Origin of the sequence: Hydrogenophaga sp., assembly GCF_035481345.1 — a bacterium.
In the GTDB taxonomy this organism is placed as follows: domain Bacteria; phylum Pseudomonadota; class Gammaproteobacteria; order Burkholderiales; family Burkholderiaceae_C; genus Hydrogenophaga.
The window spans coordinates 1-21,297 of the sequence record NZ_DATIGV010000181.1; the positions used below are offsets into that span (position 1 = coordinate 1).

Genomic DNA, 21,297 nt, shown 5'->3' on the forward strand with positions numbered 1-21,297 from the left:
CCGCCGCACCGGTGGTGCGCATCCCCGTGCGCGACCCCGGCGCGCCGGGCCGGCTCGACCAGCCCCGCCCGCCCAGCGCCCCCCTGCAGCCCACGCCCGAAGGCGATTTCTGGGCCGGCGTGGTGCAACAGATGGTGGACAGCGGCGCCATCGCCGCATTGACGCGCGAACTCGCGCTGCAGTCGCAACTCGTGTCGCGCGATGGATCGCGCTGGCTGCTGCGCATCGAACGCGAAACGCTTGCGCAGGGCAGCAACCGCGACCGCCTCACGGCCGCGCTGCACGGGGCGGGCCACGCGGTCGAACTCGTGCTGGAAAACGGCGCGGTCACCGATTCACCCGCGCGCCGAGCCGCCGCCGAGGCCGAGCGCCGCCAGCGCGAGGCCGAGCAGCAGATCCTCGGCGACCCCTTCGTGCAGGCCATGATGCGCGACTTCGGCGGCACAATCGTGCCCGGCTCGCTCAAAGCGATAAGCTGAATCACCCCGCCGCGCTTCGCGCGACCCCCTCCAGAGGGCAACACCAGCGGCCCGGCGAAGCCGGTTCCGCGGTGTTCCCCGATCAATACCAAGGATTGCCATGTTCAACAAAGGACAACTCGCCGGCCTCATGAAGCAGGCCCAGGCCATGCAGGACAACCTCAAGAAGGCGCAGGACGAGCTCGCCCACATCGAGGTCACCGGCGAGTCCGGCGCGGGCCTGGTCAAGGTCGTCATGACCTGCAAGCACGACGTCAAGCGCGTCACCATCGACCCCAGCCTGCTCGCCGACGACAAGGACATGCTCGAGGACCTGGTGGCCGCCGCCTTCAACGCCGCCGTGCGCAAGGCCGAGGAAACCTCGAACGAGAAGATGGGCAAGCTCACCGCCGGCATGCCGGGCCTGCCCCCGGGCATGAAGTTCCCGTTCTGAGGCAGCCCGCGCGGTGGCCGACAACCATTCCCTGGAGAACCTGGTGCAGGCGCTGCGGCGCCTGCCCGGCGTGGGGGTCAAGTCGGCCCAGCGCATGGCCTTTCACCTGCTGCAGCACGACCGCGAGGGCGCGCAGTTGCTGGCCGGCGCGCTGCAGGCGGCGGTGAACGGGGTGCGCCACTGCGCGCTGTGCCACACCTTCACCGAGGACGAGGTCTGCTCCACCTGCCGCGACCCGCGGCGCGACCGCAGCCAGCTCTGCGTGGTGGAAACCCCGGCCGATCAGGCCGCGATGGAGCGTACAGGTGCTTACAAAGGCCTGTACTTCGTGCTCATGGGCAAGCTGAGCCCGCTCGACGGCGTGGGGCCGCGCGAGATCGGCCTGGACAAGCTGTTCGACCGCGTGGACGACCCCGAGGCCGAGGTGCCCGTGCGCGAGGTCATCCTCGCCACCAACTTCACCGCCGAGGGCGAGACCACCGCGCACGTGATCTTCCAGGCGCTGAAGGACCGCGGCCTGCAGGTCACGCGCCTGGCGCGCGGCGTGCCGGTGGGCAGCGAGCTCGAGTACGTCGACCTCGGCACGATCGCGCACGCGCTGGTCGATCGGCGCTGACGTCGGCACCGAAGTTCCCGCGGGTTCAGGTTTCGCGGGTCGGTGTAAACCCGCTCGGGACTCCACCGGATGGCGGGCGCGCCACATCGCCCTAATCTCGACCCATGGGTCTCCTGAACCGCCGCCAGTGGGGCGCCGCCGCGGCGGGGCTGATGTTCGCTGCCGGCCAGCCAAGCGCCACGGCGCAGGGCGTGGCCGCGCCGCGCCCGGCCGCGTTGCCGCCCAAGCTGGTGGGCACGCGCATCGTGATCGCGGTGGAGCCGCGCACGGGCCTGAGCAACCTGCCGCTCACCGTGGCCGAGCAGCGCCATTTCTTTCGCGAGGAAGGGCTCGACGTGGAGCTGCGCGAGTTCGCCGACCTGGGGCAGGCCATGGCGGCGGTGCAGGCCAAGGCGGCGCACGCCCTGTGCGTGCCCTTCGCGCAGTTGCTCGCACCGGCCGTGCGCGCGATGAACTGGCAGAGCTTCGTGGTGCAGGGCCGGGCGCCGCAGGTGGTGCTGGGCGTGTCGCACAAGACGGTGCCGGGCTTTCGCGGCGCGGGTGACCTGCGCGGGCGCCGCGTGGGCCTGCGCGCCAAGGACCCCCTGGCCCAGCGCGTGCTGATGGCCTTCCTGCAGCGCGAGCAGGTGAAGGAGGATGAAGTCCAGGTCCTGCCGCAGACCAGCGCGGGCGCGGCCCTGCTGGCGTTTCGCGGTGGGCAGCTCGACGCGCTGTGCCACGCCGATCCCATGATGACCCTGCTGGAGCAACAGGGTGAGCTGCGCGTGGCGGTGGACACGCGCAGCCTGAGCGGCACCACCGAGGTGTTCGGTGGCCCCGTGCCCGTGGGCTGCCTGAGTGCGCCGGCCGAGTTCGTCGAGCAGTTCCCGCGCGTCACCCAGGCGCTCACCGACGCGGTGGTGCACGCGCTCAAGTGGTTGCAGACGGCGGGGCCCTCGGACCTGATCAAGACCGTGCCCGAAAGCCACTTCCAGGGCGACCGCGCGATCTACCTGGCCACGGTGGAGCGCTCGCGCGACGCCTGGACGGCCGACGGCCTGATGCCGCGCGGCGGGCCGGAGGCCGTGAACCGGGTGGGAGAGGGCCCGCCGTTGCCGCCGGCCGAACTGGCGCGGCATTTCACCAACGCCTTCGCGCTGAAGGCCAAGGCGCGGTTTCGGGCTTGAATCCGACGCCGCATGACGTGGTGGCCGCCGTGTGGCTTACTTGCGCGCGGTCTTCTTCGACGGCGCCTTGGCCGTCGGCGACTTCTTGATCGTCGCCTTCTTCGTCGACGCCGACTTGCTCGACGTGGCGCGCGGCTTCACCGCTTTGGTGGAGCGCGCGCTGGTGGTGGCCTTGGCGCGCTGCGGCAGGTGCAGCGTCACGCGCTGCCCGGTCTTGAGCGTGCTGCCTGCCGACAAGCGATTCCAGTCGGCCACGCTGGCCGCGCTCAGGCCGTAGCGGCTCGCCAGGCGGGACACGGTCTCGCCCTTGCGCGCCTTCACCACCACACGGCGCGTCGTCACCTCGGGTTGCAGGCTGAGCATGCCGTTGTCGGCCACGTGAGCGGGCACGTCGCGGTCGAGCTTGCCGTTGCGGGGCACGATGAGGCTGGAGCCGGCGCGCAACCGCATGCGCGGCGGAATGGCGTTGGCCTTGCGCAGCTCGGCCTCGCTCGCGCCCACCTGCTTCGCCGCCTGCGCCACCGTCATGGTGGTGGGCACCACCCAGGCCGTCCAGCTCGCCAGAGGGCCGTCGTGCAGTTTCAGGTTGCGCTGGAAGATCACCGCGTTGTCCCAGGGCAGCAGCACGTTGGGCGTGCCCGCGGCCATCACCAGCGGTTGCTTGAGCGAAGGGTTGAGCGCGCGGAAATCGGCCTCTTCCACCTCGGCCAGCCGCGCGATCAGCGCTACGTCCATGTCGCGCTCGACGGTGACGAGGTCGAAGAAGGGGTGGTTGCCGATGTCGGGCAGCGTCGCGGCGTAGCGCGCCGGGTTGGCCACGATGTTCTTCACCGCCTGCAGCTTGGGCACGTAGTGGCGCGTCTCGGCGGGCATGGTCAGGTCCGCGTAGCCCGTGGGCAGCCCCGCGCGCTGGTTGCGCGTGATGGCGCGGTTGACGTTGCCCTGGCCCCAGTTGTAGGCCGCCAGCGCCAGGTGCCAGTCGCCGAAGCGCGCGTGGAGCTGCTCCAGGTAGTCCAGCGCGGCGCGCGTGGAGGCCAGCACGTCGCGCCGGTCGTCGCGGAAGGCGTTCTGCTTCAGGTCGAAGGACGCGCCGGTGGCCGGCATGAACTGCCACATGCCGGCGGCGCGCGCGCTGGAGACGGCCTGCGGATTGAAGGCGCTTTCGATGAAGGGCAGCAGCGCCAGCTCCATGGGCATGCCGCGCACCTCGATCTCCTCCACGATGTGGAAGAGGTAGCGGCTGGAGCGCTCGGTCATGCGCTGGATGTAGTCGGGGCGCGAGAGGTACCACTGCTCGTGCTGGCGCACGAGTTCGTCGTCCAGGTTGTTCATGGCCAGGCCACGGCGGATGCGCTCCCACAGGTCGGCGGGCGCGGCCAGGGTGGTCACCGTCAGCGCGTCCATCGGCGCGACGGTGAGGTCGCTCAGCGGCATGTCGCTGGACAGGCGCACCGGCGGTCCGCCGCGGCCGGTGACGGCCTGGTCGGTGGACGGCACCGCCGAGGGCGTGGTGACGGTACCCGGGGCCACGGGTGGGTCGACGGCGACGGTGCTGGCGCAGCCGGCCAGCACCGCGGGAAGGGCCAGGGCCAGCGCCAGGCGCCGGGCCCCGCCACGCAGGCGCGCCAGCGCCGGGGCAATGCAGAAATTCATCGAAAAACGTTCTTCCATTCGCGCAGGGTGGCGAACACGGCCACGGGGTCGGCCGCGAGGCCGGGCGCCTGTTGCTGAGCCGCCGCCACCACCGCAGGTTCCGCGGTGCGCAGAAATGGGTTGATGCGCCGCTCCAGCGCGATGCTGCTGGGCAGCGTGGGCAGGTTGTTCGCGCGCTGCTGCTGGCAGTGCCGCACGTAGGCCGCGAGCTCGGCGTTGCCGGGCTCCACCGCTTGCGCGAACTTCAGGTTGGACAGGGTGTACTCGTGCGTGCAGCACACGCGGGTGTTGCCGGGCAGCGCGGCCAGTTGGGACAGCGAGTCGTGCATCTGCGCGGGCGTGCCCTCGAACAGGCGGCCGCAGCCGCCGGAGAAGAGAGTGTCGCCGCAGAAGAGCAGCGGCAGGCCGTCGAGCTCGGGCGTGTAGTACGCGATGTGCCCGCTGGTGTGGCCGGGCACGTCGATCACGTCGAAGCGCACGCCCAGCACCGTGACCTGCTCGCCGCCGCCCACGCGGCTCAGCGGCTCGGGCATGGGCTCGAAGGCCGGGCCGATGACCCGGGCGCCGGTGGCTTCGCGCAGCTCGGCCACGCCGCCGGTGTGGTCGGCGTGGTGGTGGGTGATGAGAATGGTGTCGAGCGTGAGGCCCAGGTCCTGCAGGGCGCGCTGCACGCCCGGGGCTTCGCCTGGGTCCACCACCAGGGCGCGCTGGCCGTCGTGCAGCAACCAGATGTAGTTGTCGGTGAAGGCGGGGATGGGCAGGAGCTGCATGGGGACGGCGTGGCCGGTGGGGTGGGACGTGTAGAGTGCGGGCACTGTGAACACGCCCCAGCGCAGATGACCGAAAAAATTATAGGGTTGACCGAGTGGTTCGCGACCCCGCCGGGCAGGTACCTGCTGGATTGGGAGCAGGACCGGTTCGACCTGGCGGTGGCCGATGTGTTCGGCTTCAACGCCTTGCAGCTTGGCGTGCCCGAACTCGACGCCCTGCGCGCCAACCGCATGCCGCACCGCTGGATGGCCATGCCCGAGGGCGATGCGCCGCTGCCCGAGACCGCGCGCGTGGCCCTGGTCACCGACGCCGCGGCGCTGCCGTTTCCCGAGGCCAGCCTGGACCTGGTGGTGCTGCCGCACACGCTGGAACTCAGCGCCGACCCGCACCAGGTGCTGCGCGAGGTGGAGCGCGTGCTGGTGCCCGAGGGGCGGGTGGTGGTCACCGGCCTCAACCCCGCCAGCTGGTGGGGCATGCGCCAGGGCCGCGCGCGCGCCATGCGGCGCCTGGGCTTGAGTTCTCGGCTGTACCTGCCCGAGGCGGGCGACTTCATCGGCCCCGGCCGCCTGCGCGACTGGCTGCGCCTGCTGAGCTTCGAGATCGAGGCCGAGGCCTATGGCTGCTACCGCCCCGCGGTGCGCACCGACAAATGGCTGCACCGCCTGCGCTGGATGGACCGCGCCGGCGAGCGCTGGTGGCCCATCTTCGGCGCGGTGTACGTCACCACCGCCATCAAGCGCGTGCGCGGCGTGCGCCTGCTGGGGCCGGCCTGGAAGCCGCGCCGCGTGCCGGCCACCGCGCCGGTGCCGCTGGCCAATCGCCGCTGATCGATTCTTTCCTGAAGGAGTTTTCTTGGACCACGTGGTCATCTACACCGATGGCGCCTGCAAGGGCAACCCCGGCCCCGGGGGCTGGGGCGTTTACCTGAAATCCGGCGACCATGAAAAGGAGCTGTGGGGCGGCGAGCGCGACACGACCAACAACCGCATGGAACTCATGGCGGTGATCCAGGCTCTGTCCGCCCTGAAGCGGCCCTGTCATGTGTCGCTGCACCTGGACAGCGAGTACGTGCGCAAGGGCATCACCGAATGGATCCACGGCTGGAAAAAGAAGGGTTGGATCACCGCGACCAAGCAGCCGGTGAAGAACGCCGAACTCTGGCAGCAGCTCGACGCCCTGGTGCATGGCGGGCCGCACCACATCGAATGGCACTGGGTGAAGGGCCATTCGGGCCACAAGGGCAACGACCGCGCCGACGCCCTGGCCAACCGGGGCGTGCCGACCTAGGCGTACCCTCCGCCGCGCTTCGCGCGACCCCCCTCAAAGGGGGGCGGCGCCGACGGCCCGGCGAAGCCGGTTCCGTGGTGCCGCTGGGTTGCGCCGCCGCCGACGCGGGCGGCACAATGCAAGGATTGTTGGCATGGAAACTGTTATCCCACGGCAGTAGCTGACGGCGGCATTCGAGCGGAGTCTTCATGGCGAAACCCAAATCAACGGTCTGGCTGGCGGTGCTGGGCCTGGCGCTGGCGCTGGGCGGCGCCTGGTGGTGGCAGCAGCAGCCACGCGCCAGTGGCGTCTCCGGCTCGGCCGGCGCGGCCCCGGCGCCGCGGTCCGGCGGCGGAGCCGGTCCGGTCACCGTGGAGATCGCCGCCGTCAAGACGGCGCGCCTGCAGGACGACGCCCAGGCCGTGGGCTCCCTGCGCTCGCGCCAGGCCGTCACGCTCAAGCCCGAGACGGCGGGCCGCGTGGCCCGCATCGCCTTCGCCGACGGCCAGACCGTCAAGCGCGGCGCGCTGCTGGTGCAACTCGACGACACCCTGCAGCGCGCGGAACTGAGCCAGGCCTCGGCCCAGCTCTCCATTGCGCGCGCCAACCTCAAGCGCAACGAGGAACTGCTGGCGCAGAGCTTCGTGGCCGCGCGCGTGGTGGACGAAAGCCGCGCCGCCCTGCAGGTGGCCGAGGCCCAGGTGGCCCTGGCCGATGCCCGGCTGCAGCGCATGCGCATCACCGCGCCCTTCGATGGCACCCTGGGCCTGCGCAGCATCAACCTCGGCCAGTACGTGAAGGACGGCGACGAGCTCGTCAACCTGGAAGACACCTCCAAGCTCACGGTCGACTTCCGACTGCCCGAGCGTTACCAGAACCGCATCGCCCCCGGCCAGACCGTGCAGGTGCAGCTCGACGCGCTGCCCGGCCAGCGCTACCAGGCGCGCGTGCTCGCGGTCGACCCATTGCTCGACGCCAACGGCCGCTCCATCGCCGTGCGCGCCGAGATGCCGGCCGCGCCCGGCCAGGACCTGCGCCCCGGCATGTTCGCTCGCGTGCTGATCGTGTTCTCGGTGGACGACAAGGCCCTGGTGGTGCCCGAGGAGGCCCTGGTGCCGCAGGGCGAGCGCCAGTACGTCTACGTGGTCGACGAGCAGGGCCAGGGCGACGCGCGCAAGCGCACCTCGCGCCGCGTGGAGGTGACGCTGGGCGCGCGCCGCGGCGCCGACGTGCAGGTCACGCAGGGTCTGAAAGCCGGCGACACCGTGGTGGTGGCCGGCCAGCAGCGCCTGCAGCGCGACGGCACCGTGGTGCGCGTGGTGGATCTCGCGCCCAGCGCCGCCAACTGACGCCCCCGCCCGCCCGCCACCGGAGGCCCGCATGCAACTGCCCGAAGTCGCCATCCGCCGCCCGGTGTTCGCCACCGTGCTGTCGCTGCTCATCCTGCTGGTGGGCCTGGTCTCGTTCAACAACCTCACGGTGCGCGAGTACCCGCGCATCGACGAGCCCACCGTCACCGTCACCACCCGCTTCGGCGGCGCCTCCAGCGAGGTGATCGAGTCCCAGGTCACCAAGGTGCTGGAAGACTCGCTCGCCGGCATCGAGGGCGTGGACATCATCACCTCCATCAGCCGCCAGGAGCAGAGCCAGATCACGGTGCGCTTCAAGCTCGAACGCGACCCCGACTCCGCCGCCGCCGACGTGCGCGACAAGGTCAGCCGCGTGCGCCAGCGCCTGCCCGACGACGTGGACGAGCCCACCATCGCCAAGGTCGAGGCCGACGCCACGCCCGTCATCTGGCTCGCGCTCAACTCCGACACCGTGTCCGCGCTGGACCTCAGCGACGTGGCCAACCGCCTCATCAAGCCGCGCCTGCAGACCGCGCCCGGCGCGGCCGACGTGCGCATCTGGGGCGAGCGGCGCTTTTCCATGCGCATCTGGCTCGACCCGGACCGCCTGGCCGCCTACAACCTCACCGTGCAGGACGTGGAGGACGCGCTGCGCCGCTCCAACCTGGAGGTGCCGGCCGGACGCATCGAAAGCGCTCAGCGCGAGTTCAACGTCACCGCCGCCACCGACGTGCAGACGCCCGAGCAGTTCCGCGCGATCGGCATCCGCACCGTCAACGGGCAGACCATCCGCATCGGCGACGTGGCGCGCGTGGAGCAGGCGCCGCAGGACGAGCGCACCTCGGTGCGCTACAACGGCCGCGACGCCGTGTCGCTGGGCGTGATCCGCCAGGCCACGGCCAACCCGCTGGAGCTCTCGGCCGCGGTGCAGAGCATGCTGCCCAGCATCACCGCCGAGCTGCCCAAGGGCGTGAGCATCGAGGTCGCCAACGACAACTCCATCTTCATCGACCGCTCCATCAAGGCCGTCTACACCACCATCGCCGAAGCCGTGGTGCTGGTGGCCCTGGTCATCTTTCTCTTCCTGCGCACGCTGCGCGCCTCGGTCATCCCGCTGATCACCATTCCGGTGAGCCTGATCGGCTCCTTCGCGCTGATGGGCCTGTTCGGCTTCTCCATCAACACGCTCACGCTGCTGGCGCTGGTGCTGGCCATCGGCCTGGTGGTGGACGACGCCATCGTGATGCTGGAGAACATCTACCGCCACATCGAGGAGGGCATGAAACCCTTCGAGGCGGCCATCAAGGGCGCGCGCGAAATCGGCTTCGCCATCGTGGCCATGACGCTCACGCTGGCCGCCGTGTACGCGCCGCTGGCCTTCACGCCCGGGCGCACCGGGCGGCTGTTCGCCGAGTTCGCGCTGGCGCTGGCCGGCGCGGTGGTGGTCTCGGGTTTCGTGGCGCTCACGCTCTCGCCCATGATGTGCTCCAAGCTGCTGCGCCATGTGGACCAGCCGGGCCGTTTCGACCGTTTCATGGAGCGCGTGCTGGTGCGCATCAACCAGGGCTACGACCGCCTGCTGGGCCTGTCGCTCAACGTGCGCTGGCTGGTGGTGGCCGTCATGCTCGCCAGCGCCGGCGCCAGCTGGTGGCTGCTGAGCACCACGCGCTCCGAACTCGCGCCCATGGAAGACCGTGGCGTGGTGCTGGCCAACATCAACGGCCCCGACGGCGCCACCCTGGCCTACACGCGCCGCTACGTGGACGCGATCGAGAAGATGGCGCAGGAACAGCCCGAGTTCGACCGCATCTTCGCGGTGGTGGGCAACCCGTCGGTGGCGCAGGGCAGCGTGACCATGCGCGGCAAGGCCTGGGAAGACCGCGAGCGCACCACCATGGAGATCGCGCGCGCCATCGCGCCGCGCATGGCCGCGCTGCCGGGCATCAGCGCTTACCCGATCACGCCGCCCTCGCTGGGCCAGGGTTTTCGCGAGCGCCCGGTCAACTTCGTCATCGTCACCAGCGACACCTACGAGAACCTCGCGAACGTGGTGCGCCAGTTCCAGGACCGCATGGCGCAGAACCCCGGCCTGGTGCAGGTGGACACCGACCTGCGCCTGAACAAGCCCGAGATCCGCATGGACGTGGACCGCGAGCGCGCAGCCGACATGGGCGTGAGCGTGGACGCCATCGCGCGCACGGTGGAGACCATGCTGGGCGGGCGCATCGTCACGCGCTACAAGCGCGACGGCGAGCAGTACGACGTGGTGGTGCAGACCGTCTCGGCCAACCGCAGCACGCCCGAGGACATCGACCGCCTGTTCGTGCGCGGGCGTGGCGACGCGATGATCCCGCTGGCCTCGCTGATCACCACGCGCGAGGTGGTGGTGCCGCGCGAATTGAACCACTTTGGCCAGCGCCGCAGCGCGTCCATCACGGCCAACGTGGCGCCCGACTACTCGCTGGGCGAGGCACTGGACTTCATGGAGCGCACGGCGAGGGAGATCCTGCCCGTGGGCTACGCGACCGACCTCAATGGCCAGAGCCGCGAGTTCCGCAACGCCTCGGGCTCGCTGGCGCTGGTGTTCGTGCTGTCGCTGCTGTTCATCTTCCTGGTGCTCTCGGCGCAGTTCGAGAGCTTCGTCGACCCCTTCATCATCCTGCTGTCGGTGCCGCTGTCGATGATGGGGGCCTTGCTGGCGCTCAAGCTGTCGGGGGGCACGCTCAACGTGTTCAGCCAGATCGGGCTGATCACCCTGGTAGGCCTGATCACCAAGCACGGCATCCTGATCGTGGAGTTCTCCAACCAGTTGCGCGAGCAGGGGCTGGAGAAGCTGGAGGCGGTGAAGCGGGCGGCGGGGCTGCGGCTGCGGCCGATCCTGATGACCACGGGCGCGATGGTGCTGGGCGCGATTCCGCTGGCGCTGGCCACGGGCGCGGGGGCGGAGAGCCGCCAGCAGATCGGCTGGGTGATCGTGGGCGGCATGTCGGTGGGCACGCTGCTCACCATCTTCGTGGTGCCGACGATGTACACGCTGCTGTCGCGGCGCAAGGCAGGGGAGTCGGCGCATCCGGTGATGCACGAGGAGGGCGGGCACGCGCCTGCTGGTGTGATTCCGGCGAAGTGATCTCTGTTCGCAGGCGTTTCGTGCCTGCACCTCGCGAAGCTCGCGGCCACTGGGTGCGCTGCTCCGCGAATGTCCCCCGGACGGCTGCGCCGTCCTCCTCCTTTATTTCGCTGCGCAGCACACCCAGCGTCCGCGAGCTACAGGCACGGCGGCGCACCAACAGACCGAGTGCCAACGAGGTCGTCGGTGATCGGGTGTCCGGCGCAGCGACATAAAGGAGGAGGAGCGGAGCGCGCCAGCGATCCGCTCCGGGGGACAGTCGCGGAGCCGGACACCCGGTCGCCGACGACCGGACCCGCCGGAGAAAAAGACGCCTCAGACCACCCCGTCGAACAGCATCACCTCGACCGTGTCCCCCACCGCCACGTTCCCCTGTCCATGCCCCAGCACGATGAGCCCATTGGCCTGCACCATCGAACTGAGCACCCCTGAGCCCTGGTTGCCCGTGGTGCGCGCCACCAGCGTGCCATCGGCCTCGCGCGTGACGGTGCCGCGCTGGTACTCCGTGCGGCCAGGCTTCTTGCGCATGGCCTCGCCGCTGCGCGCTTGAAGCAGAACGGGGGGCATTGCCTCCGCGCCCATGAGGCGCTGCAGGGCAGGCCGAACGAAGGCCAGGAAGGTCACCATCACCGCTACCGGATTGCCCGGCAAACCGAACAGCACCGCGGACTTCCCGCCCTCGCTGATGCGCCCCACCGCCATCGGCCGGCCCGGGCGCATGGCGATGCGCCAGAAGGCCACGTCGCCGAGCTGCTTCATCATGGCCTTGGTGTGGTCGGCCTCGCCCATGCTCACGCCGCCGCTGGTGATGATGGCGTCGGCCCGCGCGGCGGCCTCGCGGAACGCGGCCTCCAGGTGCACGGGCTCGTCCGGCACCACGCCCATGTCGATCACCTCCACGCCCAGGCGCGTGAGCAGACCGAACACGGTGTAGCGGTTGCTGTCGTACACCGCGCCCTCGCGCGGGGCCTCGCCCAGGCTCAGGATCTCGTCGCCGGTGGAGAAATACGCCACGCGCGCGCGGCGCAGCACGCGCACCGTGGGCAGGCCCAGGCTGGCGATGAGACCCAGGGCGGCCGGGCCCACGGTCTGGCCGCGCCGCAGCGCGGGCCGCCCGGCCATCAGGTCTTCGCCGGCGAATCGGCGGTTGTCGCCGGGCTTCACCACACCCGCTGGCACGGTCACGGTGTCGCCTTCGACCTTCACGAACTCGATGGGCACCACCGTGTCCAGGCCGGCCGGCATGATCGCGCCGGTCATGATCTTCACGCACTCCCCGGCGCCCACGCGCGCGGCCCAGGCCTTGCCCGCGAAGGCGGTGCCCTGGTTGCGCAAGACCAGCGGCGACGACCCCAGCGCCGCGCCATCGAAGGCGAAGCCGTCCATGGCGGAGTTGTCGTGCGGCGGCACGCTGATGGGCGAGACCACGTCCTCGGCCAGCACGCGGCCCAGGGCGTCGAAGATGCCGACGTCGTCGACCTCGGTGATGGGCTCCACCAGCCGCGCGAGAAAGTCGTTCACGCTGTCGGCGGGCAGCGCCTGCGGGTCGTAGCCCTGCAGCTCGGCCGCGATCTGTTCGATGGACTTCATGGGCGGCCCTGCTCCAGCGCGTGCAGTTCGTCCAGGGTGTTGGTGTTGAAGAAGGCCAGCGGGTCGTCGCCCGGGCGGTCGAAGGGCACCAGCACGGTGTGGTGCTGCGCCGTCCAGCGGTCGATCTTGCGGCCACCGGCCTGGGTGAAGGCCACCAGGCTTTCCAGCAGCTCCACGCGCACGAGGCTGAACACCGGCTGCGCCCGCGGCTCGCTGCCGTTCTCGGGCGCGCTGGCCATGGCGATCTCGGTGGCCGGGTCGTCGAAGGCCTCGGCCAGGCGCTGCGCCAGGTCCAGCGGGAAGCGCGGGGTGTCGCAGGGCACCGTCAGCAGGTAGGGCGTCTCGGCGCGCTCCAGGCCGGTGAGGAAGCCCGCCAGCGGGCCCGCGTAGTCGCTCAGGGTGTCGGGCCAGACCGGCACGCCGAAGGCCTCGTAGGCGCCGAGGTTGCGGTTGGCGTTGATCATGAGCTCGCCGATGTGCTGGCCTTCCTGCAGTTGCAGGCGCATGAGGGCGTGCAGCGCCAGCGGTGTGCCATTGAACTTCTGCAGGCCCTTGTCGGCCCCGCCCATGCGCGAGCCCCGGCCGCCGGCCAGGACCAGTCCCGTGATTTCTCTGGCGTGGATCATTCGCGTGTATCGCCTCGTGGCAAGGGCCCCGCGGGGCCGGAGAAGGGCGGCGCTCAGCCGCCGATGTAGCTCATCTCCACGCGCCGCTTGCCCTCGCCCGATTCGGGCGGCAGCGAGGCGCGCAGTTGCGAGTAGCGGTCGTCGCGGCCCTGCCAGATGGCGCCGATGGCGCTGGCCAGCTCGGCGTCGCTGGCGCCGCCGCGGATGAGGTGGCGCAGGTCGTGGCCTTCGGTGGCGAACAGGCAGAGGTAGAGCTGGCCTTCGGTGGACAGGCGCGCGCGGTTGCAGTCACCGCAGAAGGCCTGCGTGACGCTGCTGATGACGCCGACCTCGCCCGAGCCGTCGACGTAGGCCCAGCGCTCGGCCGTTTCGCCCGGGGCGCTGGGGCTCAGCGGCACCAGGGGCAGTTCGTGGTGCAGGCGCTCGATCACCTGCGCGCTGGGCAGCACCTCGTCCATGCGCCAGCCGTTGGTGGCGCCCACGTCCATGTACTCGATGAAGCGCAGCACGATGCCCGTGCCCTTGAAGTGGCGCGCCATGGGCAGGATCTGGTCGTCGTTGGTGCCCTTCTTGACCACCATGTTGACCTTGATGGGACCCAGGCCCGCGGCCTGCGCGGCCTCGATGCCGGCGAGCACCTCGGCCACGGGAAAGTCCACGTCGTTCATGGCGCGAAACACCGCGTCGTCCAGACCGTCCAGGCTGACCGTGACGCGCTGCAGGCCCGCGGCCTTGAGGGCCTTGGCCTTGCGGGCGAGCAGCGAGCCGTTGGTGGTGAGCGTGAGGTCCAGCGGCTGGCCCTCGGTGGTGCGCAGCGCGGCCAGTTGTTCGACCAGGATCTCCAGGTTCTTGCGCAGCAGGGGCTCGCCCCCGGTGAGGCGGATCTTCTGCACGCCGTGCGCGGCGAAGGTGCGCGCCACGCGGGTGATTTCCTCGAAGCTGAGCAGGGCGCCGTGCGGCAGGTACTGGTAGTCCTTGTCGAAGACTTCCTTGGGCATGCAGTAGCTGCAGCGGAAGTTGCAGCGGTCCGTCACGCTGATGCGCAGGTCGCGCAGCGGGCGGCCCAGCGCGTCGCCCAGCAGGCCGGTGGGCGCCACGGCCTGCGCCGGCACGGTGGCGGCGCGCCGGTGCAGGCGCTGGTCGATGAGGGGAATGACCCGTTCGGACATCCCCCGATTGTGGGTCAAACGCAGCGGGCGCCGTCGACCTCCAGGCAAACCCCGGAAATGAATGCGGCTTCGTCGCTGGCGAGGTAGAGCACCGCGTTGGCCACGTCTTGCGGCGTGGAGAAGCGGCCCAGGGGGATGGTGCTGCGGAACTTGGCCAGGCGCTCGTCGGTGAGCTCGCCGCCGGCGAAGGAAGCGCCCAGGCCGGTGAAGGGGTTCATCACCGGGTTGACGCAGTTCACGCGGATGTTGTCGGCGCCGAACTCGGCCGCGAGCGACTTGCTGGTGATGATGACCGCGCCCTTGGAGCCGTTGTACCAGGTGAGGCCGGGGCGCGGGCGCACGCCGGCGGTGGAAGCGATGTTGATGAACGCGCCGCCCCCGTTGGCGCGGAACACCGGCACCGCGTGCAGGGCCGACAGGTAGATGCTCTTGACGTTGACCGCGTAGCAGCGGTCGAACTCTTCTTCGCTCACGTCCAGCGCGGGCTGGTTCCTGTGCGTCCAGCCGGCGTTGTTGACCATGGCGTCGAGGCGCCCGTGGCGTTCGACGGCCGCCTGCACCAGGGCCTTCACGTCCTCGGAGCGCGTCACGTCGGCGGCGAAGAAGCTCGCGCGCCCGCCCTTGGCGGTGATGTCGGCCACCACGCGCTCGCCGCCCGTGGTGTTGACGTCGTTGACGATGACCCGCGCGCCTTCATCGGCCAGGCGGTGGGCGATGCCCTCGCCGATGCCGCCGCCCGCGCCGGTGACGATGATGGACTTGTCTTTCACTCGCATGCCTGGTGTCTCCATGAACGTTGGAATCAGCCGTGGCGGATGGCCACGGTCTTGAGGGTGGTGAAGCCCAGCAGGGCCTCGAAACCTTTTTCGCGGCCGTAGCCGCTGGACTTGACGCCGCCGAAGGGCAGCTCGACACCGCCACCGGCGCCGTAGTTGTTGATGAACACCTGCCCGGCCTTCACGCGCCGCGCCATGCGCAACTGGCGCCCGCCGTCGCGCGTCCACACGCCGGCCACCAGGCCGAAGGACGTGCTGTTGGCCAGTTGAACCGCCTCGTCTTCGTCGGTGAACGGCATGGCCGCGAGCACGGGGCCGAAGACCTCTTCCTGCGCCAGGCGGTGCTGCGGCGGCACGTCGCGCACCAGGGTGGGCGCGGCGTAGTAGCCGTTCGCATCGGCGGCCTTGTCGATCTGGCCTTGCGCGACGATGGGCAGGCCGTCGCGCTTGACCTCGTCGAGGAAGCCGCGCACACGCTGCTGCTGCGTCTCGCGGATCAGCGGGCCGAGGTCCAGGTCCATGCCGGGCGGGCCGGCGCGCAGGCCCTTGAAGGCCTCGCCCAGGCGCTGCAGCAGCGGCTCGTACAGGCCGCGCTGCACCAGCAGGCGCGAGCCGGCGCTGCAGGTCTGGCCGCTGTTCTGCACGATGGCGTTGACGATGAAGGGCAGGGCGGCGTCCACGTCGGCGTCGTCGAAGACGATCTGCGGGCCCTTGCCGCCCAGCTCCAGCGTCACGGGGCAGTGGCGCTCGGCCGCGGCCTGCTGGATCAGCGTGCCCACGCGCGGGCTGCCGGTGAAGCTGATGTGGTCGATGCCCGGGTGGCGCGCGAGCGCGTCGCCCACCTCATGCCCGTAGCCGGTGACGATGTTGATGGCGCCCGGCGGGAAGCCCACCTCGGCCGCGAGCTCGGCCACGCGCAGCAGCGACAGGCAGGCGTCCTCGGACGGCTTGACCACGCACACGTTGCCCGCCGCCAGCGCGCCGCCCACGCTGCGCCCGAAGATCTGCATCGGGTAGTTCCAGGGGATCACGTGGCCGGTGACGCCGTGCGGCTCGTGCCAGGTGAGCACGCTGTAGCCGTCCAGGTAGGGGATGGTGTGGCCGTGCAGCTTGTCGCCCGCGCCGGCGTAGAACTCGAAGTAGCGCACCAGGGCCAGGGCGTCGGCCTTGGCCTGCTTCGTCGGCTTGCCGCAGTCGCGCTGCTCGATGGCGGCGAGTTCGTCCGCGTGCTCGGCCACCTGGGCGCTGAGCTTCATGAGCAGGCGCCCGCGCTCGGCCGCGGTCAGGCGCGCCCAGGGGCCTTCCAGGCAGTGGCGCGCGGCCTGAACGGCCGCGTCCACGTCGGCGGCGTTGCTGCGCTCGATGCTGTCGTAGGGCTGTCCGTCGGCCGGGTCGATGACGGGCAGGGTCTGGCCCGAGGCGCTGCGCACGGACCGGTTGTGAATGAAGTTGAGTGCCATGGGTGGGGTTCCTTCACTGCGGTCCGATGGCGGGTGCGGGCCCGATCGGTGCGACCGCGGGTGCCTTGTCGAACACGATGTCGCGCAGCGTGAGCGAGACGGAGGGGAAGTAGGTGATGACGGCCAGGCAGCCGATGATGACCAGCACGAAGGGCAGCAGGTGGGCGATCATGCGGTCCAGCGAGATGCGCGCCACCGTGGCGGCGGCGAACAGGTTCACGCCGAAGGGCGGGGTGATCATGCCCATCGCCAGGTTGACCACCATGATCATGCCGAAGTGCACCGGGTCCACGCCGAAGTGCACGGCCACCGGCACCAGGATGGGCGCCAGCACGATGATGGCCGCCGAGGTCTCGATGAACATGCCGATGACGAACAGCGCGGCGTTCACGCCGAGCAGGAACCACAGGGGCGACTGCAGCACGTCCTTCAACCACAGGCCGATCGCGTCCGGAATGCCGGCGCGCGTGATGAGGAAGGCGAAGAGGCCCGCGTTGGCGATGATGAACATGATCACCGCGCTGGAGATGACCGACTTGCGCAGCACGGGCATGAGGTCCTTGAAGCCCAGCTCGCGGTGGATGCCCAGGCCCACCAGCAGCGCGTAGAACACGGCCACCACCGAGGCCTCGGTGGGCGTGAACACGCCGCCGTAGATGCCGCCCAGGATGATCACCGGCATCAGCAGGGCCCAGCCCGCCTCCAGCGTGGCGCGGCCCACGGGCAGGCGGCCATCGCCGTCGTTCTTGCCCAGACCCTTGAAGCGGCACCACAGGTGCACGAAGAGCATGAGCACACCGCCGATGAGCAGGCCCGGCACCACGCCGGCGATGAACAGCTCGCCGATGGAGACCTCGGCCGCCACGCCGAACAGGATCATGGGAATGGAGGGCGGAATCACCACGCCGAGTTCCGCCGATGTGGCCTGCAGCGAGGCCGCGTAGCCGGCCGGGTAGCCGTGCTTGACCAGGGCGGGGATGAGGATGGCGCCGATGGCGAAGGTGGTGGCCACCGAGGAGCCCGAGACCGCGGCGAAGATCATGCAGGTGAGCACGCAGGTCATGGGCAGCCCGCCTTGCACGCCACCCACGAGCGACTTGGCGAAGTTGACCAGCCGGCGCGAGATGCCGCCGGTTTCCATGAGGTTGCCCGCCAGGATGAAGAAGGGGATGGCGGCGAGCGGGAATTTGTCGATCGCGCTGAACATCTCCTTGGGCACGAGGATCAGCTTGCCGCTGTCGAACAGGGCCAGGCCGAGGATGGCCGAGCCGCCGATGGAGATGGCGATGGAGATGCTGAAGGCAAAGCCCAGCAGCATCGTGATGAGGAGGGTCAATGGCATGGCGCGGGGCCTTGGCTTATTGGGCCGTGGCGAGTTCTTCGTTGTGCGGGTCCAGGTGCTGCGCGATCACGGCGACGACGCCCAGCGCGGCGCCCACCGGCAGCGCGGAGTAGGCCCAGCCCATGGACAGGTCCATGCTGGCGAAGGTCTGGAAGCGCACGCGCGTGACGAGGTCGATGCCGAACCAGATCAGCACGCTCAGGAAACTCAGGTTGACCACGGTGATGATCCAGCGCACGGTGCGCTGCCAGGCGCCGCGCGACAGGCGCAGCATCAGGTCCACCGAGACCAGCGCGCCCTGGCGCAGCGCGGCCACCACGCCGAGCATGACCATCCAGATCAGCAGGCGGCGCATGGACTCCTCGGTCCAGGTGGAGGGCTGCTCCAGCACGAAGCGGCTGGTGACCTGCCACATGCCCAGGCAGGAGATGAGCGCGAGCAGCAGGCAGGCCACGCTGAGGCACAGCCCCGTGAGCCAACGGTCCAGCCGCAGAAAGAGGGATTTCATGAAGTCACCTTCGAGTGCAAGCACGCAAAACCCAGGACACCACGGATCCGGCTCCGCCGGTCCGTCGGTGTCGCCCCCTTGGGGGGTGACGGCCCACGTGAGTGGGCCGGCGCGGGGGGTACTTATTTCACGGCTTGGATGGCGGCGATCTTGTCGGCGCCAAACTCTTTCGCGTAACCCGCGTACGCGGGCGCCACGGCCTTGCGGAAGCTCTCGCCGTTGACCTGCTTGACCACCTGCATGCCGTCCTTCTCCAGTTGGGCGATGCCGGTGTTCTCGTCGTCATTGACCTTCTTGCGCTGCGCGGCCGCGGCCTTCTTGCCCGCTTCCAGGAAGACCTTCTTGTCGTCCGCCGAGAGCTTGCCCCACACGGCGGGCGAGAGGATCAGCGCGGCCGGCGAGTAGACGTGGCCGGTCAGCGAGAGGTGCTTCTGCACCTGCGAGAACTTGGAGGACAGGATCACGGGGATCGGGTTTTCCTGGCCGTCCACGGTGCCCTGCTGCAGCGCGGTGAACAGCTCGGGGAAGGGCATGGGCGTGGGCAGGATGCCGAAGGTCTTGTAGCCGTCCATGTGCACCTTGTTTTCCATGGTGCGCATCTTCAGGCCGCTGGCGTCGCTGGCCTGGTTGATGGCCCGCTTGCTGTTGGTCATGTGGCGAAAGCCGTTCTCCGTCCAGGCCAGGTTGACCAGGCCCTTGGCTTCCATCTTCTTGCTCAGGTCCTGGCCGATGGGGCCGTCCATCACCTTGCGCGCGTGGTCGTAGTCGCGGAAGAGGAAGGGGATGTCGACGATCTTGACCTCGGGCACGAAGTTGCCCAGCGGGCCGGTGGAGGTGTTCACCAGGTCCTGCGTGCCCAGTTGCACGGCCTCGATCTGCTCGCGCTCGCCGCCGAGGGCCGAGTTGGGGAACTGCTGGCACTTGTAGCGGCCGCTGGTGCCCTTCTCGATCTCTTCGCAGAACACCGTGGAGCCCACGCCGTAGTGCGAGGTGGTGGACGTGGCGTAGCCGATCTTGAGGACCGTTTGCGCCTGGGCGCCGCCAGCGGCGGCCAGCAGGGCGGCCATGGCCAGAGGGGTGAGCAGCTTCTTCATTGCGTTTGTCTCCTTGGGGTGGTTCACGGGCGAAAGAAATGGTCAGCGCGCAGGAGTCAGCCGTGTGCGCGCTGCCGCTGAGGTCACGGCATCGGGGTGGTCCTGAGCGTACTGGCGCAGGACGGCATGGAAATCGGGGTCGGCCCGCAGGCCCAGGGCGCGGGCGCGCGGGCTGTCGAAGCGCGCGGGCCAGCCGGCCACGATGCGCGCGGTGGCGGCGTCGGGCTCGTGGCTCACGAGCGCGGTGGCCTCGGGGCCGGCGAACGCGGTGAGCGCGTCGAGCATGTCCTGCACGCGCAGGCTCAACGCGGGCAGGTTGATGGCGGTGCGACCGCCGAAGGCCTCGCGGCTGGCCTCGGCCACGGCGATGATGCCGGCCACCGTGGTGGCGGGCGAGGACAGGGCCACGGGCGTGTCCAGCGGCACCGGGCAGTTGCTGGGCTGGCCGGCCAGGGGCTCGCGCAGCATGCCGGAGAGAAAGCCCGAGGCCGCGCCGTTGGGCTTGCCGGGGCGCACCGACACGGTCATGAGCCGCGCGGCGCGGCCGTCGATGTGGCCTTTGCGCGTGTAGTCGGCCACCAACTGCTCGCAGACGAACTTGTGGATGCCATAGCTCGATTGCGGCGTGGGCAGGGTGTCGTCGTTCACCACGGCGGGCAGGGGCAGGGCCGGGTCGCTGCCGTACACGGCGACGGAGCTGGAGAAGAAGAACAGCGGCGCGGGATGCCCACTGGCCGTTTGTTGCCGGCAGGCATCGAGCAGGGCGCGCGTGGTGTCCAGGTTGGCGTGCAGGCCGAGGTCGAAGTCGGCCTCGCATTCGGCGGAGACGGCGGAGGCCAGGTGGAACACCGCGTCCCAGCGCTGCGCGAACAGCGTGGGGATGCTGGCCATCAGGTCGCCGGCTTGCGATTGCACGCGCGGGTCGCGCTTGAGCGCCTCGTCGCGCGGCGCGAACAGGTCGGCCAGCATCAGGCGCTCGATGCGGCGGCCCGCGAGCTGGCCACGTTGCAGCAGCTCGCGCGCGAGGCGCGTGCCCAGGAAACCGGCGCCGCCGGTGATGAGGATGTTCATGCGGAAGCCTTCGTTGCTTGTTGTTCGCGCCAGCGGCGCAGCCAGCCCAGGCCGGCGCTGGTGCCGGCGCGCGGGCGGTACTCGCAGCCCACGAAGCCGGCGTAGCCGAGTTCGTCCAGGCGCTGGAAGAGGTGCGGGTGGTTGATCTCGCCGTCGTCGGGCTCGTGGCGGTCGGGCACGCCGGCGATCTGGATGTGGCCCACGCCGGGGAGGTGCCGTTCGAGACGGCGCGTGAGGTCGCCCTCACTGATCTGGCAGTGGTAGAAGTCCATCTGCACGCGCAGGTTGGGCGCGCCCACCTCGGCCACCACGTCGTGCGCCTGCTGTTGGGTGGTGAGGAAGTAGCCCGGCGCGTCGCGCCCGTTGAGCGGTTCGATCAGCAGCGTGATGCCCAGCGGCGCCACGCGCGCGGCGGCCTGGCGCAGGTTGGCCACGTAGGTGGCGTGCAGGCGGGCCTGGTCGGCACCCTCGGGCATGACGCCGGCCATGGCGTGCAGGCGCTGGCAGCCCGTGGCCTCGGCGTAGCGCAGGGCCGTTTCCAGGCCGGTGGCGAACTCGGCCTCGCGCCCGGGCAGGCAGGCCATGCCGCGCTCGCCGATGGTCTGGTTGCCCGGAGGCAGGTTGAACAGGGCCTGCGTGAGGCCGTGCGCGCGCAGGCGGCGCGCGATCTCGGCGGCGTCGAACTCGTAAGGGAACAGGTACTCGACGGCGTCGAAGCCGTCGGCGGCGGCCGCGGCGAAGCGCTCCAGGAAGGGCACTTCGGTGTACATCAGCGACAGGTTGGCGGCGAATCGGGGCATG

Annotated in this window: 20 protein-coding genes; 8 read left to right on the forward strand and 12 right to left on the reverse strand. The window is 70.3% G+C overall.

All coding sequences use genetic code 11. The features are described 5' to 3' along the window. The 4 genes from VLG41_RS18790 to VLG41_RS18805 form a co-directional block, all read left to right on the forward strand. Positions 1-479: DNA polymerase III subunit gamma/tau C-terminal domain-containing protein (locus VLG41_RS18790; protein WP_325350916.1), on the forward strand; the 479-nt coding region annotated here is incomplete at its 5' end. 100 nt (positions 480-579) lie between these two features. Further along, positions 580-912, forward strand: a complete 333-nt coding sequence (locus tag VLG41_RS18795) for a YbaB/EbfC family nucleoid-associated protein (protein WP_009520492.1) — start codon at positions 580-582, stop codon at positions 910-912. 13 nt (positions 913-925) lie between these two features. Then, positions 926-1,528 carry a recombination mediator RecR gene (gene recR / locus VLG41_RS18800; protein WP_325350917.1) on the forward strand — a complete coding sequence of 201 codons (603 nt, stop codon included), beginning with the start codon at positions 926-928 and terminating at the stop codon, positions 1,526-1,528. A gap of 104 nt (positions 1,529-1,632) precedes the next feature. Next, the gene (locus tag VLG41_RS18805) at positions 1,633-2,694 is read left to right on the forward strand and encodes an ABC transporter substrate-binding protein (RefSeq protein ID WP_325350918.1); all 1,062 of its coding nucleotides are present in this window, start codon (positions 1,633-1,635) and stop codon (positions 2,692-2,694) included. A 36-nt stretch (positions 2,695-2,730) separates the two neighbouring features. On the opposite strand, the gene VLG41_RS18810 is transcribed toward VLG41_RS18805, so the two are convergent. Both VLG41_RS18810 and gloB read right to left on the reverse strand, forming a co-directional pair. After that, positions 2,731-4,347: a transglycosylase SLT domain-containing protein gene (locus tag VLG41_RS18810; protein WP_325350919.1), complete on the reverse strand. Its 1,617-nt coding sequence runs from the start codon at positions 4,345-4,347 to the stop codon at positions 2,731-2,733. After that, complete coding sequence (gene gloB, locus VLG41_RS18815) at positions 4,344-5,117, reverse strand: hydroxyacylglutathione hydrolase (protein ID WP_325350920.1); 774 nt, start codon at positions 5,115-5,117, stop codon at positions 4,344-4,346. The genes VLG41_RS18810 and gloB overlap by 4 nt, the downstream gene beginning before the upstream one ends. 66 nt (positions 5,118-5,183) lie before the next feature. Between gloB and VLG41_RS18820 the strand changes: the two genes are divergently transcribed. The 4 genes from VLG41_RS18820 to VLG41_RS18835 all read left to right on the forward strand — a co-directional run bounded on the left by VLG41_RS18820 (position 5,184) and on the right by VLG41_RS18835 (position 10,860). Next, complete coding sequence (locus VLG41_RS18820; protein ID WP_325350921.1) at positions 5,184-5,945, forward strand: class I SAM-dependent methyltransferase; 762 nt, start codon at positions 5,184-5,186, stop codon at positions 5,943-5,945. 25 nt (positions 5,946-5,970) lie between these two features. Then, on the forward strand, positions 5,971-6,405 hold the full coding sequence (gene rnhA, locus VLG41_RS18825; protein WP_009520498.1) for a ribonuclease HI: 435 nt from the start codon (positions 5,971-5,973) through the stop codon (positions 6,403-6,405). 188 nt (positions 6,406-6,593) lie between these two features. Next, positions 6,594-7,733: an efflux RND transporter periplasmic adaptor subunit gene (locus VLG41_RS18830; protein WP_325350922.1), complete on the forward strand. Its 1,140-nt coding sequence runs from the start codon at positions 6,594-6,596 to the stop codon at positions 7,731-7,733. Positions 7,734-7,764: 31 nt separating this feature from the next. Continuing rightward, on the forward strand, positions 7,765-10,860 hold the full coding sequence (locus VLG41_RS18835; RefSeq protein WP_325350923.1) for an efflux RND transporter permease subunit: 3,096 nt from the start codon (positions 7,765-7,767) through the stop codon (positions 10,858-10,860). 315 nt (positions 10,861-11,175) lie between these two features. Here the strand turns inward: VLG41_RS18835 and glp are convergent, their stop codons facing one another. The 10 genes from glp to otnI all read right to left on the reverse strand — a co-directional run bounded on the left by glp (position 11,176) and on the right by otnI (position 21,296). Next, positions 11,176-12,450 carry a gephyrin-like molybdotransferase Glp gene (glp, locus tag VLG41_RS18840; protein WP_325350924.1) on the reverse strand — a complete coding sequence of 425 codons (1,275 nt, stop codon included), beginning with the start codon at positions 12,448-12,450 and terminating at the stop codon, positions 11,176-11,178. After that, a complete protein-coding gene (mobA, locus tag VLG41_RS18845) occupies positions 12,447-13,076 on the reverse strand; it encodes a molybdenum cofactor guanylyltransferase MobA (RefSeq protein ID WP_325350925.1) in 630 nt (209 codons plus the stop codon). Before mobA ends, glp begins: the two co-directional genes overlap by 4 nt. A 53-nt stretch (positions 13,077-13,129) precedes the next feature. Beyond that, positions 13,130-14,245: a GTP 3',8-cyclase MoaA gene (gene moaA / locus VLG41_RS18850; protein ID WP_325350926.1), complete on the reverse strand. Its 1,116-nt coding sequence runs from the start codon at positions 14,243-14,245 to the stop codon at positions 13,130-13,132. 14 nt (positions 14,246-14,259) lie between these two features. Then, positions 14,260-15,021, reverse strand: a complete 762-nt coding sequence (locus tag VLG41_RS18855) for an SDR family oxidoreductase (protein ID WP_325350927.1) — start codon at positions 15,019-15,021, stop codon at positions 14,260-14,262. Between the two features lie 26 nt (positions 15,022-15,047). Further along, positions 15,048-16,481: an aldehyde dehydrogenase family protein gene (locus tag VLG41_RS18860; RefSeq protein WP_325350928.1), complete on the reverse strand. Its 1,434-nt coding sequence runs from the start codon at positions 16,479-16,481 to the stop codon at positions 15,048-15,050. 13 nt (positions 16,482-16,494) lie between these two features. Beyond that, positions 16,495-17,823, reverse strand: coding sequence for a TRAP transporter large permease (locus tag VLG41_RS18865; RefSeq protein ID WP_325350929.1), 1,329 nt, complete (start codon positions 17,821-17,823; stop codon positions 16,495-16,497). Positions 17,824-17,839: 16 nt separating this feature from the next. Next, a complete protein-coding gene (locus VLG41_RS18870) occupies positions 17,840-18,331 on the reverse strand; it encodes a TRAP transporter small permease (protein ID WP_325350930.1) in 492 nt (163 codons plus the stop codon). Positions 18,332-18,453: 122 nt separating this feature from the next. Beyond that, complete coding sequence (locus tag VLG41_RS18875) at positions 18,454-19,425, reverse strand: TRAP transporter substrate-binding protein (RefSeq protein ID WP_414652515.1); 972 nt, start codon at positions 19,423-19,425, stop codon at positions 18,454-18,456. Between the two features lie 42 nt (positions 19,426-19,467). Continuing rightward, a complete protein-coding gene (gene denD, locus VLG41_RS18880; RefSeq protein ID WP_325350931.1) occupies positions 19,468-20,496 on the reverse strand; it encodes a D-erythronate dehydrogenase in 1,029 nt (342 codons plus the stop codon). Then, the gene (otnI, locus tag VLG41_RS18885) at positions 20,493-21,296 is read right to left on the reverse strand and encodes a 2-oxo-tetronate isomerase (RefSeq protein WP_325350932.1); all 804 of its coding nucleotides are present in this window, start codon (positions 21,294-21,296) and stop codon (positions 20,493-20,495) included. The genes denD and otnI overlap by 4 nt, the downstream gene beginning before the upstream one ends. Position 21,297: the final 1 nt, after the last annotated feature.

Excerpts from the sequence above, each read along its gene's own strand:
- VLG41_RS18875 (WP_414652515.1), bottom strand. The coding sequence starts at position 19,425 with ATGAAGAAGCTGCTCACCCCTCTGGCCATGGCCGCCCTGCTGGCCGCC.
- VLG41_RS18805 (WP_325350918.1), top strand. The coding sequence starts at position 1,633 with ATGGGTCTCCTGAACCGCCGCCAGTGGGGCGCCGCCGCGGCGGGGCTG.
- glp (WP_325350924.1), bottom strand. The coding sequence starts at position 12,450 with ATGAAGTCCATCGAACAGATCGCGGCCGAGCTGCAGGGCTACGACCCG.
- denD (WP_325350931.1), bottom strand. The coding sequence starts at position 20,496 with ATGAACATCCTCATCACCGGCGGCGCCGGTTTCCTGGGCACGCGCCTC.
- VLG41_RS18855 (WP_325350927.1), bottom strand. The coding sequence starts at position 15,021 with ATGCGAGTGAAAGACAAGTCCATCATCGTCACCGGCGCGGGCGGCGGC.
- VLG41_RS18865 (WP_325350929.1), bottom strand. The coding sequence starts at position 17,823 with ATGCCATTGACCCTCCTCATCACGATGCTGCTGGGCTTTGCCTTCAGC.
- otnI (WP_325350932.1), bottom strand. The coding sequence starts at position 21,296 with ATGCCCCGATTCGCCGCCAACCTGTCGCTGATGTACACCGAAGTGCCC.
- VLG41_RS18795 (WP_009520492.1), top strand. The coding sequence starts at position 580 with ATGTTCAACAAAGGACAACTCGCCGGCCTCATGAAGCAGGCCCAGGCC.
- gloB (WP_325350920.1), bottom strand. The coding sequence starts at position 5,117 with ATGCAGCTCCTGCCCATCCCCGCCTTCACCGACAACTACATCTGGTTG.
- moaA (WP_325350926.1), bottom strand. The coding sequence starts at position 14,245 with ATGTCCGAACGGGTCATTCCCCTCATCGACCAGCGCCTGCACCGGCGC.
- VLG41_RS18870 (WP_325350930.1), bottom strand. The coding sequence starts at position 18,331 with ATGAAATCCCTCTTTCTGCGGCTGGACCGTTGGCTCACGGGGCTGTGC.
- VLG41_RS18820 (WP_325350921.1), top strand. The coding sequence starts at position 5,184 with ATGACCGAAAAAATTATAGGGTTGACCGAGTGGTTCGCGACCCCGCCG.
- VLG41_RS18810 (WP_325350919.1), bottom strand. The coding sequence starts at position 4,347 with ATGAATTTCTGCATTGCCCCGGCGCTGGCGCGCCTGCGTGGCGGGGCC.
- mobA (WP_325350925.1), bottom strand. The coding sequence starts at position 13,076 with ATGATCCACGCCAGAGAAATCACGGGACTGGTCCTGGCCGGCGGCCGG.
- VLG41_RS18860 (WP_325350928.1), bottom strand. The coding sequence starts at position 16,481 with ATGGCACTCAACTTCATTCACAACCGGTCCGTGCGCAGCGCCTCGGGC.
- VLG41_RS18830 (WP_325350922.1), top strand. The coding sequence starts at position 6,594 with ATGGCGAAACCCAAATCAACGGTCTGGCTGGCGGTGCTGGGCCTGGCG.
- VLG41_RS18835 (WP_325350923.1), top strand. The coding sequence starts at position 7,765 with ATGCAACTGCCCGAAGTCGCCATCCGCCGCCCGGTGTTCGCCACCGTG.